Consider the following 13563-nt stretch of genomic DNA (forward strand, 5'->3'; position numbering starts at 1 on the left):
GCTCCCCGCTGTGGTCCGGTAAGCCTGCCTCACTCGCTGAATCCGTCCTCCCAGCGGAAGGTCCCGTTTCGCTGGACGATCTCGCCGTCGACTTCCATGTACGAGTCTTCGCTCACGTCGGTAATCATGTCCACGTGGACAGCGGACTCGTTGGCCTCGTCCTCGCTGCCAGCAGGGAAATTCGACTCGTAGGCGCGACCCAGCGCCAGGTGAATGGTGTCCCCCATCTTCTCGTCGAAGAGGATGGAGTCGGTGAACTGATCGATGCCGCGGTTCATGCCGATGCCGAGTTCGCCCAGGCGCTTCGCGCCCGCGTCGGTCTCCAGGATCTCGCCGACGACGCCCTCGTTTTGGGCGGCCGCGTAGTCGACGACCTCGCCGTCCTCGAACGTGAGGTGGACGCCCTGCACGCGCTCACCGCGGAGCGTCATCGGCACGTCGAAGTGCACCTCCCCCTCGGTCGCCGTCGGCGCGGTGAACACCTCTCCGGACGGCAGGTTGTGCGAATCGTAGGCGACCGACGCCGCGGAGTTCACGGCCTGCCGCCCCGCGATGCGCATGGTGAGGTCGGTGTCCTCGGTCACGAGCCGGACCTCACTGCCCTCGTCGAGGATCGTCTTCATGTTCGCCATCCGGTCGGCGAGCGCCTCCCAATCGCGCAACACGGCGTCGTACACGAACTCCTGGTACGCCGCAAACGACATGTTCGCCTGCTGGGCCAGCGACCGCGTCGGGTGGACGGTCTTCACCCAGTCGGTGTCCATCCGGGCCTCGCGGATCTCACCGTGGGCCGTGTTGTAGGCCTCCCGGGTCGTGGCGGGCACGTCGGCCGCTGCGCTGGTGTTGCGCCCGCCGCCGATGAACAGACAGACGTCGGCGTGCTCCACGAGCGCGCGCTCGTGAGCGGGGTCCGCGTCGAAGTCCCCCTCGTGGCCCAACTGGTAGGCGCGATCGATCTCGCCGGAGGCGTACGTCGTGACGAGGTTCGCGCCGCGCTCGCCGACCCGCTCGGCGACCGCAACGGCGAGCTCGTGGGCGTCCGGACCGACGCTCAACACGACGTTGTCGCCGGCCTCGATGCGCGCGCTCCAGTCGACCAGTACCTCGGCGTGTTCCTCGACGCGGGGGTCCATACTCGCAGTCCGTCGGCCACCAGAAAAAGCGGTCGGGTTCCGGGCGATGGCGGTGGTTACTCGTAGATAATGACGGTGCCGAACGACGCCTCGATGACGGTCACTTCCTCGCCCGAGGACGCTCGATACTCCTCGGTGACGGTCAGCCAGTCGGCGTCCAGGTCGAAGGACTCGCCGTCGGCCTCGACGGTGACGGTGTCACCGGAATGGATCTGCGCCTGGATCGCCGCCGGGTCGGCCGCCGCGATGGCTTCCATGACGGTGCCGGCGTCGCTGCGGAACTCCGGGCCGATCTCCGAGTCGTCGCCGTCGACGTCGACGGGCACGAGTTCGACGTCCGGCCGCCCATCGATCAGTCGGATCGGGGCGTTGACCGTCTCACTGAGGTCGTAGGTGTCCAGCCTGGCGGCGTCGTCGTCGCTGTCGTCGAAGTACAGCTCCACGCGGTCGAGGTCCGCGTTCAACGGCATCCCCTGGTCGGATTTCCAGGCGCGGATCTCGCGGGCGACCTCCGCGATGCGTTTGCCCGCCAGCTCGGCGTCGGCGTCGCGGTACTCGACGCTCGGGAACGTCGCGGCGTGCACGCTGCCCTCGGTGCCCGGCAGCGACTGCCAGATCTCCTCGGTGGTGTGCGGGCTGAACGGCGCGAGCAGTCGCGTGACCGCCGTCACCGCCGTGTACAGCGTGTGCTCGGCGGCGGCGCGCTCACCCGGGCGGCCGTTGTACAGCCGCCCCTTCACGAGCTCGACGTAGTCGTCGGCGAGGTCCTCCCAAGCGAACTCCCGGAGGCTGCGCAGCGCCCGGTCGAAGCGGTACTCGCTCATGGCTTCGTCGACGTCCTCACAGACCGTCGACAGCTCCGAGAGCAGCCAGCGGTCGGCGTCCCGGTAGGCCGGGTCCTGGATGGCGGGCGTGTCCTCGTCGAAATGCCCCGTCGAGAACTTCGTGATGTTCCAGAGCTTCGTCAGGAACCGGGAGGCGGATTTGACCTCCTTCCACTGGAACTGCACGTCGCTTCCCGGGCGGCCCCCGAGCGCCAGCGCCTGTCGCACGGCGTCCGCGGAGTACTCCGCGATCGCCTCGTCGGGCTGCACGAAGTTCCCCCGTGACTTCGACATCTTGTTGCCGTCCTCGCCGAACACCATGCCGTTGACGAGCACGTCGTCCCAGGGCTGTTCGTCGGTGAGCGCGCCCGTCCGCAGCAGCGTGTAGAACGCCCACGTGCGAATGATGTCGTGGCCCTGTGGTCGGAGATCAACCGATTCGAACTCGTCGAGGGTGGTCCCCTCGGGCCACCCCGACAGATGCAGGGGCGTGATCGAGGAGTCCATCCACGTGTCCATCACGTCCGTCTCGCCGGCCCAGTCGTCACCGCCACACTCCGGGCAGGCCTCGACAGCCGGGTCGTCCTCGGTGGGGTCGACGGGTGCCTGTTCGCGGCCGGCGATCTCCCAGTGGCCACACTCGTTGCACTCCCACGCCGGGATCGGGGTGGCGAAGACCCGCTGCCGGGAGATCACCCAGTCCCAGTCCATGCCCTCGGTCCACTCCACGAGCCGGTCGTGCATGTGCTCGGGCACCCACTCCGCGTCCGCCGCGGCGTCCAGGATGCGGTCCTGGTCGACCTCCACGAACCACTGTTCTTTCGAGAGGATCTCGATGGCGGTGTCACAACGCCAGCAGGACCCGACGCTCTGCTCGGTGGGTTCCGTGTCGTTGAGATATCCCTGGTCGTCGAGTTCCTCGGCGACCTGGGTTTTCGCGTCGTCGATGGCGAGCCCGGCGAACTCCCCGGCGGCCTCGTTCAGGTGTCCGTCCTCGGTGAACACCGTGCGGAGGTCGAGGTCGTGGTCCATCCACCACTCGACGTCCTGCTTGTCCCCGAACGTACAGACCATGACCGCGCCCGATCCGAAGTCAGCATCGACGTCGTCGTCGGCGAGCAGTTCGACGTCCTGGCCGAACAGCGGCACCTCGAAGGTGTCCCCGATGCGGTCGGCGTAGCGGTCGTCGTCGGGGCTGACGACGATCCCGACGCAGGCCGCCAGCAGCTCGGGGCGGGTCGTCGCGATCTCGATGTCGCCGTTGTCCACGCCGTCGAACGTGACGTAATGCAGCGTTCCCTCGCGGTCGATGTTCTCGACTTCCGCGTCGGCGATGGCGGTCTCACAGCGCGGACACCAGTTCACCGGATGTTCGTCGCGGTAGACCATGCCGGCGTCGGCCATCTCCGAGAACGACTCCTGGGTTTTCCCCCAGTACTCGGGGTCCATCGTCCGGTACTCGGAGTCCCAGTCCTGGGAGAACCCGAGTTCCTGCATCGTCGCTTTCATCTCGTCGATGCGGTCCTCGGTCCAGTCGATACACATCTCCCGGAACTCGTCGCTGGGGACGTCCGTGCGGTGGATGTCGTTGACTTCCTCGACTTTCACCTCCGTGGGGAGGCCGTGGCAGTCCCATCCCTGCGGGAACAGCACGGCGTCGCCTTTCAGGCGGCGGTATCGGGCGACGAAGTCGATGTACGACCACCCGAGCGCGTGCCCGAGGTGGAGGTTCCCCGAGGGGTACGGCGGCGGCGTGTCGATGACGTATTGGGTGTCCGACTCGCTGGGGTCGAACCGATACACGTCGCGTTCCTGCCACTCGTCTTGCCACTTCGGTTCGATGCTGTTGGGGTCGTAGCTGTCCGGAAGCTCTGTCATGGGTACCTAGCGGGGCGTCGGTCGCGCTGCTGGCCGGTGTGTCGGGTTCGCGGCCCGAGAAATCGATTTACACACGTACTACGGTGGAACCGACGCGCATACCTCCGAAGTGCGGTGGCGCGGTGATAAACCTTCCCGTCCGCGTGCGGTTCGCCGACGGATTCGGGCGGTTGGGCTGTTGGCAGCGGTGTCTGCCGACGCTGCGCGCAGCGTTTGTGTGCGCGCTCGTGTCCCCGTTCGAAAAATCGACGCGCTTTTGTATTTTAGGTGGGCCAAAACCAATATGCAACGACGAGCGTTCCTCAAAGCGGGCAGTGCCGCAACGCTTGCGGGTCTCCTCGCGGGCTGTTCGAGCCCGGATTCCGACGCCGAATCCACGTCCACGGCAGCCGACTCCGCCACGGCCACCGCCGACGAAACGACCGCCGGCTCCGGGTCGTACTCCGTCTCGATGGAGCCGGTCGGCGACGTCGAGTTCGACGCCGTCCCCGACACGGTCGCCGTCTACGAGTCCGGCTACGCCGACATGGTGGTCGCGCTCGGACACGGGGACGCGCTCACAGCCGTCGGCAACAGCGACCGCTTCCACACCGACGCCTACGACGCCCTCGACGGCGTCAGCGTCGACACGTCCGCGCTCGTCGATCTCGTCGACGCCGGCGTCACCCGTGAGACGCTGCTCGACCTCGATCCGGACGTCTACCTCATGGATCCGAACTGGCTCACGAGCACCTTCGAGTTGGACCGCGGGGACATCGACTTCCTCACCCAACGGTCCGCACCGTTCCTCGGAAACACCATCTTCCGGCGCACCGACGCCTGGCACGACTACGACTACTACTCGCTGTACGAGGCCTTCGAGACGGTTGCGGAACTCTTCGACGAAACCGACCGGTTCGACGCCTTCCAGTCGTTCCACGACAGCGCGCTTGACCGCCTCGAAACCGCCCTCCCGAGCGAGGGGCCACGCGGCGCGCTCGTCTGGGGCGGCTCCAACGAACCGACCTCGTTCTCGCCGTACCTCCTCAGCGGCGCCGGCACCAACAAGAAGCCGTTCCACGACCTCAACGTCCGTGACGCCATCGCCGACTCCGGCATCGACGCGCTCTCGCAGAGCCAGCGCTCGGAGATCGACGCCGAAACGCTGCTCAACGTCGACCCTGACGTGTTGTTCGTGCGCGGCCACGAGGACAAGACCGCAGCCGAGTTCCAGGACACCGTCGTCTCGTTCCTGCAGAACCACGACACCGCGGGCCGCATCACCGCCGTCGAGAACGGCGACGTCTACCGCGGCGGCCCCATCTACCTCGGCCCCATCCAGCACCTGTTCCTCACGGAACGCCTCGCGACCGCCCTCTACGACCAGGTCACCACCACACTGTTCGACCGCACCGAACTCGCGTCGATAATCACCGACTAGCACCACGATGTCACGCCAGTCCCGCACGCGAACCGGCCTCCGTCCCAGCTTCGACGGGGCCCTCGCCGGCATCGCCGTCGCCAGCACGGCCGCCGTCGTGCTGGGCGCGCTCGTGCAAGTCCGCTACGGCGGCTACCAGATGCCGCTGGAAACGGTGTGGCGGGCGCTGTTCGACCGCGCCGTCTGGACGAACCCCGACGTGCTCGCAACCATCCTGCTCGGCGACGGCCACGCGGAACTCCTCGGCGTCTACCGCGACACCGCAGTGCTCTCGGACGCGACCGCCGTCGTCTGGACCCAGCGCCTCCCGCGAGTCGTCGTCGCCGTCTTCGTCGGCGCGAACCTCGCCGTCGCCGGCGCGATCTTCCAGGCCATCACCCGCAACGAGCTCGCCAGCCCCTACATCCTCGGTGTCTCGTCGGGTGCCGGGTTCGCCGTCGTCATCACGATCGTGTTCTCGCTTGGCACCTCCCTCCTGCCGGTCGCGGCAGCCCTCGGCGGCACGGGCGCGTTCCTCCTCGTATACGCCGTCGCCTGGCGCGGTGGCACCACGCCCGTCCGGCTGGTGCTTGCCGGCGTCGTCGTTGGCACCGTCTTCAACAGCCTCCAGACCGGCGTCTTCTACTTCATCGACTCCAACGGCGCGATGCGCACCGCCGTCTCCTGGCTGGCCGGCACCCTCACGGGCGTCGGCTGGACGGACGTCGAATTGATCGTCGTTCCCACGCTGCTCGTGGTGCCGGTCGCGCTCACCGCGGCCCGCCACCTCGACGTGCTGTTGCTCGGGGAGCGCCGCGCCCGCGCGCTCGGCATGCGCGTCGAAACCATCCGGTTCGGGCTGTCGGTGCTCGCCATCCTCGCGACCGCCGCCGCCGTCTCCGTCGCCGGGCTCGTCGGGTTCGTCGGGCTCGTGGTGCCACACGCCGTCAGGACCGTCGTCGGCAGCGACTACCGCCGGCTGCTGGTGGGCTGTCTGTTCGCCGGCCCCGCGCTCGTCGTCGTCGCGGACGTGATCGCGCGCCTGGGCCTCGGCGGCGTCCAGGTCCCCGTCGGCGTCGTCACCGGGCTCGTCGGCGGCCCGTACTTCCTGCTTTTGCTCCGCCGCACCGAATCATTCAACGAGTTTTAACCATGCCACAGCGACCACACACCGACACCGACGAAGACCCCGTGGAGTCGGCCGCAGTGCTCGGCACCGACCTCGAACTCGGGTACGGCGACACCACCGTCGTCGACTGCGCGGACATCGTCGTGCCCGCCGGCGAAGTCACGGCGCTCGTGGGCCCCAACGGCTCCGGCAAATCCACGCTGCTGAAGGGGTTCTCCGCGGAGCTGGCCCCGGACGCCGGCACCGTTCTGCTCGACGGGACCGCAGTCCACGACCGCTCGCCGAAACAACTCGCCAGCGAACTCGGCCTGCTCGCACAGGAGAACGACGCGCCCGGCGGGCTCACCGTCGGCGACCTCGTCACCCACGGCCGCTACCCCCATCGGGGGTTCCTCGACGCCCTCAACGACGCCGACCACGCGGCCATCGATCGCGCCATCGACCTCGCCGGCGTCGAGCACCTCCGGGACACCGCGCTCTCGGAGCTCTCCGGCGGCCAGAAACAGCTCGCGTTCGTCGCCATGGCGCTGGCACAAGACACCGACGTACTGTTGTTAGACGAACCGACGACGTATCTGGACCTGCACCACCAACTCCGCGTGATGGAGGTCGTCCGCACCCTCAACGAGGACCGCGATGTGACCGTCTGTGTGGTGCTCCACGACCTCCAGCAGGCCGCCCGGTTCGCGGACTACCTCGTCGCCCTCGATGACGGCACCGTCTACGACTGGGGGCCGCCCGAGGACGTGGTCACGGAGGACCTGCTCGCGGACGTGTTCGGCGTCGACGCCGCCGTCAGCTACGACGACGAACCCCGCATCGTGCCGCGCCGGGCGCTCGACTGACACTCCAGTTCGTCGACGCGGCCCCGGCGTTCCCGGAGTCCGTCGTGCAAGTCAGCCGGAGACGGCGGGCTGGTGTCTGCGGCTGTCACGCCGGCGAGCGCGGTGGCGGCGCCGAGCACCAGCCCCCACATCGGAACGTTCGCATCCCCGACGGCTAACGCGTCCCGGCCGTAGTTTCGCTGTGTGTCGTGACCAACCGCAACCCCTACTTACCGCGCCCGGAACTGCTACCCATGGAACTCGGAGTCGTCGGCCTCGGCCGCATGGGGCGCATCGTCGTCGACCGCTGTCTCGACGCCGGCCACGACGTGGTCGCGTTCGACATCGACGCGACCGCGCGCGAGGACGCGGCCGACGCGGGCGCGACGCCCGCCGACACGCTGGACGCACTCGCCGCGGAGCTCGGTGCCGAGAAGCGCATCTGGCTGATGGTGCCGGCGGGCGACCCCGTTGACGCCGCCCTCGACGAACTCGCGCCACGCCTCGATTCCGACGACGTCGTCGTGGACGGCGGGAACAGCCACTTCGAGGACTCGACGCGCCGCGCCGAGGAACACGACTTCGCGTACCTCGACTGTGGTACCTCGGGCGGCCCCGCCGGCGCGGAACTCGGGTTCTCCCTGATGGTCGGCGGCCCCGAGTGGGCGTACGACGACCTCGTGCCCGTCTTCGACGCCGTCGCCACCGGCCCGGACGGCCACGACCGCATGGGACCGGCAGGCGCCGGCCACTACGTCAAAATGGTGCACAACGGCGTCGAGTACGCGCTCATGCAGACCTACGGCGAGGGGTTCGAGTTGCTCCACGAGGGGCGCTACGATCTCGACCTGGAGGCCGTCGCACGAACCTGGAACAACGGCGCCGTGATCCGGTCGTGGCTGCTGGAGCTCTGCGAGGAAGCGTTCCGCGAGGAAGGCAGCGATCTCGGCACCGTCGCCGACCACGTGGCCGGCGGCTCCACGGGCACCTGGACCGTCCAGGAAGCCCTCGAACAGGAGGTCCCGGTGCCCCTCGTCTCCCAGGCGCTCTCCGAGCGGTTCGGCTCCCGCAGTACCGGCGGCGACACCGGTCGGTTCGCGCGCCGCCTGGCCAACCGGCTGCGCTACGGGTTCGGCCGCCACGAGGTCGCCCGCACCGGCGACGACGCCTAGTACGTCGACGCGTACTCGATCTCCGTGGCGACCTGTTCCGCCAGCCCCGCCGAGCACTCGCGCTCGACGACGTGCAACGCGAGGTCGATGCCCGCAGTCACGCCCGCCGCCGTGAGCACCGTGCCGTCGTCGACGTACCGCTCATCGCGCACGTCCACGTCGTACTCCGCGAGGTCATCGGCCGCGCTGGCGTGCGTGGCCGCTGGTCGCCCGTCGAGCAACCCCGCGTCCGCCAGCAGCATCGCGCCCGTGCAGACCGAGGCGATGGTCGCGCCGCCGCCGTGGAGGGTGTCGAGTCGCTCGGGCAGGGTTTCGTTTTCGACCTCCGACCACACGCCCGGCCGATCACGGTCGGTCCACCCGCCACCCGGCACCACGACGAGATCCGGCACCCCGAACAACACGTCGTCGGGCGCCACCGTGAGGCCGTGGCGCGCGGTCACGCCTTCGTCGGGCACGAGCGTGCGCATCGACACGTCGAGGTCGCCGCCCAGCTCCGCGGCCGTGCGGAACACCTCGTACGGGCCGATGGCGTCCAGTTCGTCGAACCCCTCGAACAGCAGGACTGCAACGTCCATACCCGCCTGTCGACCCACACCCTCAAAATTCGCCCGGAGAACCGTGGTCGCGCAATCACAATACTGTTAAACTGCGCTTCCATACCGCTACGCATGGTTACCACACTGGGTGTCACGCTCGGCCTGGGGGTGACACTGTTGTTCGTCGTCCTGCATCTCGCGAAGGGCTCATCCAAGCCGCCCGCGGAGGACATCGCACAGGACGTCCTCGAACACCGTGCGTCCACAGTGCCGGAGACGGACTTCCCTGAGCCGTACAACCGCTCCATCGGGGGCGGCGGGGGCGCGGGCGCTGTCGCTGGCGGTGCCGAGTCGGAACTCGAAGACGGCGAGGAGGAAGACGACGGCTTCGATCCGGACGCGATCGCCGACGACGACGTCGAGTACTACGAGATCGAGTACGTCAAGGAAGGCGAGACCATCGAGGTCGCGAGCAACGAGAGCATCCTCGATGCCGGCGTCGACGAGGGCTGGGACCTCCCGTACGCCTGCCAGCAGGGCCAGTGTGTCTCCTGCAGTGGCCGCGTCGCTGACGGCGAGGACGCCGCCGAGTATATCCGCCACTCGAACAACGAGTCGCTGGGTGACGCCGAGATCGAAGAGGGGTATATGTTGACCTGTACCGCGCACCCGACGGCGTCGTTCTCCATCGAAACCGACGAGACGCCCTGACGCACGCGGCACCCGTTTTTCCCCGCCGCGGCGCGCCCGGGCCGACTCACAACGGTTATACCGACCACCCTGCTATGTGCACGTGTGGGCGCGTAGCTCAGCGGACAGAGCACTTGGTTCCGGACCAAGATGTCAGGGGTTCAAATCCCTTCGCGCCCGTGTTCTGCGTTCCATCGCGGCTCCTCCACCGGCTCCGGTGGTCCGCGCCCGGTGGTGTGTCACTCCTGGCTGGAGCGGTTGCTGTCCATCGCGTGGCCCGTTCGGAGACACCGCTCGGCGATGCCCGCAACCACGAGCACCACGAGGAAAAACGGCCACGCCTCGTAGTACAGGCTGGTGAGCGACTCGGATGGGGGTGCTGTGATGCCGTTCCAGAGACACGCCCCGGTCAGCACGCCCGTTGCAAGCAGCGGACAGACCGCGCCGTGGTCGGCGTACATGTGCGTGGGGATAGCGCCCAGCAGCCACGGCCCGACCAACACCAGCGCCCAGATCCCCAACACACCGAGACCACCGGACTGGTCCGCAGCGGCGGTGGCGATGATCGGCTGGCTGTGCAGGGTCATGACAGCGAGGTTCAGCACTCCGCCCGCGACCGCGATCAGGAGTCCGCGATCAGTAACAGTCATAATCTATCACGTGGTTCACCATTTTCCATCCATAGGTGTTTCTGTTTACCACGGCTGGGACACTCACACCAGCCGGTGTGCACGCCCCGGCCCCGGATCACGCGCCTGCACCGCGCCCACAGTGGCGTCCGCATCCGCCGCCCTCACTCCGCGGGCGGTGTCCCGCCGTCCGCAGCGGTCTCCCGGGTGGGCGTCCGACTCCCGGGCGCGTGCTCGTGGTCGGTGCCGTCCTCGTCGTGTAACGCCTCAATGGGCACCACTTGCATGCCGTGGCTGGTGGTCGACACCGTGGCTTCGATGTCGAACACCGTTCGCAGCGTCTCTTTCGTGACGACGTCGGCCGGCTGCCCACGGGCGTGGATCGTGCCGTCCTTGAGCGCGATCACGTGGTCGGCGTAGCGCGCGGCCTGATTGATGTCGTGTAGGACGACCACGACCGTCGTGTCGTGGTCGTCGCGCAGCGCCTGGATGATGTCCATCACTTCGAGTTGGTGGTGTGGGTCCAGGAACGTCGTCGGCTCGTCCAGCAACAACACGTCGGTGTCCTGGGCGAGCGCCATCGCGATCCAGACGAGTTGCTTCTGGCCGCCGCTCAGGCTCCCCACGTCGCGCCCGCTGAGGTGGTCGACGCCGGCCACGCGGAGCGCGTCCGTGACGGCGGCGCGGTCCGCGTCGGTCAGCGAGTCGAAAAACCCCTGGTGGGGGTAGCGGCCGCGCTCGACGAGTTCGCGCACCGAGATCCCGCCCGGCGTGACGTTCTCCTGGGAGAGCAAGCCGAGTCGCCGCGCGAGCTCCTTGGAGCCCAGTTCGTCGACGGTGTGGCCGTCCAACAGCACTGTGCCGTCGGCCGGGCTGTGTTTGTTCGCCAGCGCGTTCAACAGCGTGCTTTTGCCGCTGCCGTTCGGCCCGATGAGCGCGGTCACGTCGCCGACCGGCACGGTCACGGACTCGCCGTCGATGACGGGGTCGTCACCGCCCGGATATCGCACCACGAGGTCCGTGCCGCTGAGTCCGCGATCGGGCGTGTCGGTTCCAGTCGCGTCGTTCGCGGGTTGTCGTGTCATGAGTCAGATGTCACCGAGGTTCTCCGTTCGCCGCATCAGGTACAGGAAGTACGGGCCGCCGACCAGGCCCGTGATGATGCCGACGGGCAACTGCACCGGGTCCAACGCGAGGCGCGCGCCGACGTCCGCGCCAACCAGCAGCGCCGGGCCAAGCACCACGCAGCCGGCAAGCAGGTCGCGGGTGTTGTTCCCGACGATGTTGCGCACCATGTGGGGGACGATCAGGCCGACGAAGCCGATGAGGCCCGCGACGGCGATCGCGGCCGCCGTCGAGAGGATGGCGATCCCGGCGACGCCGAACCGCACTTTCTCAACGGGCATGCCCAGCGACTCCGCGGTCTCCTCGCCGAGCAACAGCACGTCGAGCTCGTTGGTCACGAGGAACGCAAGCGCCAGCGAAAGCACCGTGAACGGCAACGCGATGCGGACCTGCGCCCAGTCGGTCCCCAGCAGTGATCCCGACAGCCACGTTTGGGCGGACATCACGACCCCGAGGTTGTCGATGAAGAAGAACAGCGCGCGCTGCACGGAGCCGAAGACGGTGCTGACGACGACGCCGGCGAGCACCAGCCGGACGGGGTTGGTGCCGTTCTTCCACGCGATCGCGTACACGATCAGGAACGCCACTGCGCCGCCCAGCGCCGCCAGCAGCGGCATCACCGGGAGCAGCCCCGAGAACAGCGTGAGCGTGAGCAATACGACCATGCCCGCGCCGTTGCTGACGCCGAGGATGTAGGGGCTGGCGAGCTCGTTGCGGGTGACGATCTGGAAGATCGCGCCGGACACCGCGAGGTTCGCGCCCACCAGCGTGCCGACGAGAATGCGGGGGAGTCGGATGTTCCACACGACGACCTGCCGGCGGGACAGCCATTCGGGGAGCCGGCCGCCCAGCAGGAACGCCCGCCAGACGTCCGTGCTGGACCAGATTTCGGGGTCGAAGACGGTGTGCCACGCGTCCGCGATCGGGATCGGGTACGCGCCGAAGCTCACCTGCAGCAGCGTCGCGGCAAGCACCACGAGGAGGCTGCCAGCGGCGAGCGTGGCGAGCCGCCGCGTGGCCGACGCGTCCGTGTTGGCTGTCATCGCTGCCTACAGCCCGACGCCGTTGATGGCGTCCGCGACGCGCTGTCTGTCGAAGAGGCGCTCGGACGCGGGGATCTCCGTCGGTGAGCCCGGCCACGAGCCGAAGGCGTCGGGGTAGACCATTTTCGCGAGGGCCTCCGTGGAGAACAGGTCGACGATCGGTCCCATGAACTGGCCGCCGGTGCGCACGAGGTTCCGGTTCTCGACGGCGGTGAGCTGCTGCCCGTTGGGGTTGGCTTCGAAGGGCTCGACGACGGTGTCGACGAACTCCGCGTGGGTCTGGGAGGTGAGCCCGCCGACCGCGCCGATGTAATCCGGGTCGACGTCCAGCAGCTCCTCGTAGCCGATGGGGCCATCGGGGACGGCGCCGGCGAACGCGTCCTGCATCCCGAGGCGGCGGTAGGTGAGCGTGTTGTTCTGGTCGGGATCGAGGGGCGCGATCCGGAACTGCCCGGCGTCGGGACGGACGCCGCGCCAGATGGCCGCCACCGTGGGGCGGTCTGACTCCGGGGGGAGGCCGTCGCTGATGGTGTCCATGAGGTCGGCTTTGATGGACTGCCAGGCCTCGAAGCGGGCCCGGCGTTGGAAGATCTCGGCGGCCTTCTCGAAGGCCTCGTAGAGGTCATAGAAGGGGCCGTCACCGACGGCCGAGGAGGACGCAAACCGGATGCTGGAGCCCATGAACGGACCCGCACTGGACTCGATCGCTGCGATGTCGTCGTCGGTCCAGTTCGCGTAGAACTTCAGCATCCGCGGGTCGATGAGGTGGACGTCACAGTCCGCGGCGTAGAAGTTCTCCTTGTCGTAGCCGGATTCGGAGTCGCTCGCGAGCTGTTCGATCTCGGCTTTGTGGAACGCGACGTCCGGCAGCGCGTCGTAGAACTTCAGCGGGGCGCGGCCGAGGCTGGCGGTGGCCGACGGCTGGATGCCCAGCGCCATCCCGATGTCCATCCAGACGCTGGGGATCGCGGCGTAGGTTTCGGGCACCGACTCGAAGGTGTGTGGGGGGTTCGGCTCGACTGTCACCGTGTACGAATCGGACCCCGCGTCCGTCTGGGTGGTCGAACCGTCGTCGGTCGGCGATTGGCTGGACGTACAGCCGGCGAGACTAGCTGCGATGAGGCTCGCGCCCCCGGCGAGGATCTGCCGTCTTCGCGCCATATGTTTAGGCCAACCTA

General features: G+C 68.2%; 12 protein-coding genes and 1 tRNA gene. 6 read left to right on the forward strand and 7 right to left on the reverse strand.

What is annotated here, in order from left to right:
* Window positions 1-29 precede the first annotated feature (29 nt).
* Entirely contained in the window at window positions 30-1133 is a 1104-nt protein-coding gene (locus ACOZ32_RS04315) for an aminopeptidase (protein WP_136360961.1), read from the reverse strand.
* A gap of 56 nt (window positions 1134-1189) precedes the next feature.
* Window positions 1190-3835, reverse strand: a complete 2646-nt coding sequence (locus tag ACOZ32_RS04320) for a valine--tRNA ligase (protein ID WP_010903904.1) — start codon at window positions 3833-3835, stop codon at window positions 1190-1192.
* A gap of 283 nt (window positions 3836-4118) precedes the next feature.
* Here ACOZ32_RS04320 and ACOZ32_RS04325 point away from each other — a divergent pair, with 283 nt between their 5' ends.
* The 4 genes from ACOZ32_RS04325 to ACOZ32_RS04340 all read left to right on the forward strand — a co-directional run bounded on the left by ACOZ32_RS04325 (window position 4119) and on the right by ACOZ32_RS04340 (window position 8359).
* Window positions 4119-5255, forward strand: coding sequence for an ABC transporter substrate-binding protein (locus tag ACOZ32_RS04325; protein WP_136360963.1), 1137 nt, complete (start codon window positions 4119-4121; stop codon window positions 5253-5255).
* Window positions 5256-5262: 7 nt separating this feature from the next.
* Window positions 5263-6384, forward strand: a complete 1122-nt coding sequence (locus tag ACOZ32_RS04330) for a FecCD family ABC transporter permease (RefSeq protein WP_205251289.1) — start codon at window positions 5263-5265, stop codon at window positions 6382-6384.
* Window positions 6385-6386: 2 nt separating this feature from the next.
* Window positions 6387-7208 carry an ABC transporter ATP-binding protein gene (locus ACOZ32_RS04335; protein ID WP_010903907.1) on the forward strand — a complete coding sequence of 274 codons (822 nt, stop codon included), beginning with the start codon at window positions 6387-6389 and terminating at the stop codon, window positions 7206-7208.
* A 233-nt stretch (window positions 7209-7441) separates the two neighbouring features.
* A complete protein-coding gene (locus ACOZ32_RS04340; RefSeq protein ID WP_205251290.1) occupies window positions 7442-8359 on the forward strand; it encodes a decarboxylating 6-phosphogluconate dehydrogenase in 918 nt (305 codons plus the stop codon).
* On the opposite strand, the gene ACOZ32_RS04345 is transcribed toward ACOZ32_RS04340, so the two are convergent.
* Window positions 8356-8937 (reverse strand): DJ-1/PfpI family protein, encoded by a 582-nt coding sequence (locus tag ACOZ32_RS04345; protein WP_010903909.1) that lies wholly within the window; start codon window positions 8935-8937, stop codon window positions 8356-8358. The genes ACOZ32_RS04340 and ACOZ32_RS04345 overlap by 4 nt on opposite strands.
* A 93-nt stretch (window positions 8938-9030) precedes the next feature.
* On the opposite strand from ACOZ32_RS04345, the gene ACOZ32_RS04350 reads away from it, so the two are divergent.
* Window positions 9031-9609, forward strand: coding sequence for a 2Fe-2S iron-sulfur cluster-binding protein (locus tag ACOZ32_RS04350; RefSeq protein WP_010903910.1), 579 nt, complete (start codon window positions 9031-9033; stop codon window positions 9607-9609).
* 86 nt (window positions 9610-9695) lie between these two features.
* Window positions 9696-9768, forward strand: a tRNA-Arg gene (locus tag ACOZ32_RS04355).
* Window positions 9769-9827: 59 nt separating this feature from the next.
* On the opposite strand, the gene ACOZ32_RS04360 is transcribed toward ACOZ32_RS04355, so the two are convergent.
* The 4 genes from ACOZ32_RS04360 to ACOZ32_RS04375 form a co-directional block, all read right to left on the reverse strand.
* A complete protein-coding gene (locus ACOZ32_RS04360; RefSeq protein ID WP_205251291.1) occupies window positions 9828-10238 on the reverse strand; it encodes a hypothetical protein in 411 nt (136 codons plus the stop codon).
* Between the two features lie 143 nt (window positions 10239-10381).
* Window positions 10382-11302, reverse strand: a complete 921-nt coding sequence (locus ACOZ32_RS04365; protein ID WP_235263135.1) for an ABC transporter ATP-binding protein — start codon at window positions 11300-11302, stop codon at window positions 10382-10384.
* A 3-nt stretch (window positions 11303-11305) separates the two neighbouring features.
* Window positions 11306-12385 carry a FecCD family ABC transporter permease gene (locus ACOZ32_RS04370; protein WP_285255220.1) on the reverse strand — a complete coding sequence of 360 codons (1080 nt, stop codon included), beginning with the start codon at window positions 12383-12385 and terminating at the stop codon, window positions 11306-11308.
* A 6-nt stretch (window positions 12386-12391) separates the two neighbouring features.
* A complete protein-coding gene (locus ACOZ32_RS04375; RefSeq protein ID WP_424334962.1) occupies window positions 12392-13546 on the reverse strand; it encodes an ABC transporter substrate-binding protein in 1155 nt (384 codons plus the stop codon).
* Window positions 13547-13563 lie beyond the last annotated feature (17 nt).

Source organism: Halobacterium sp. MBLA0001, assembly GCF_049705385.1.
GTDB lineage: Archaea > Halobacteriota > Halobacteria > Halobacteriales > Halobacteriaceae > Halobacterium > Halobacterium salinarum.

What these genes read in the sequence shown, in the direction of transcription:
- ACOZ32_RS04315 (WP_136360961.1), bottom strand. Translation starts at nt 1,133, where the DNA reads ATGGACCCCCGCGTCGAGGAACACGCCGAGGTACTGGTCGACTGGAGC.
- ACOZ32_RS04320 (WP_010903904.1), bottom strand. Translation starts at nt 3,835, where the DNA reads ATGACAGAGCTTCCGGACAGCTACGACCCCAACAGCATCGAACCGAAG.
- ACOZ32_RS04325 (WP_136360963.1), top strand. Translation starts at nt 4,119, where the DNA reads ATGCAACGACGAGCGTTCCTCAAAGCGGGCAGTGCCGCAACGCTTGCG.
- ACOZ32_RS04330 (WP_205251289.1), top strand. Translation starts at nt 5,263, where the DNA reads ATGTCACGCCAGTCCCGCACGCGAACCGGCCTCCGTCCCAGCTTCGAC.
- ACOZ32_RS04335 (WP_010903907.1), top strand. Translation starts at nt 6,387, where the DNA reads ATGCCACAGCGACCACACACCGACACCGACGAAGACCCCGTGGAGTCG.
- ACOZ32_RS04340 (WP_205251290.1), top strand. Translation starts at nt 7,442, where the DNA reads ATGGAACTCGGAGTCGTCGGCCTCGGCCGCATGGGGCGCATCGTCGTC.
- ACOZ32_RS04345 (WP_010903909.1), bottom strand. Translation starts at nt 8,937, where the DNA reads ATGGACGTTGCAGTCCTGCTGTTCGAGGGGTTCGACGAACTGGACGCC.
- ACOZ32_RS04350 (WP_010903910.1), top strand. Translation starts at nt 9,031, where the DNA reads ATGGTTACCACACTGGGTGTCACGCTCGGCCTGGGGGTGACACTGTTG.
- ACOZ32_RS04360 (WP_205251291.1), bottom strand. Translation starts at nt 10,238, where the DNA reads ATGACTGTTACTGATCGCGGACTCCTGATCGCGGTCGCGGGCGGAGTG.
- ACOZ32_RS04365 (WP_235263135.1), bottom strand. Translation starts at nt 11,302, where the DNA reads ATGACACGACAACCCGCGAACGACGCGACTGGAACCGACACGCCCGAT.
- ACOZ32_RS04370 (WP_285255220.1), bottom strand. Translation starts at nt 12,385, where the DNA reads ATGACAGCCAACACGGACGCGTCGGCCACGCGGCGGCTCGCCACGCTC.
- ACOZ32_RS04375 (WP_424334962.1), bottom strand. Translation starts at nt 13,546, where the DNA reads ATGGCGCGAAGACGGCAGATCCTCGCCGGGGGCGCGAGCCTCATCGCA.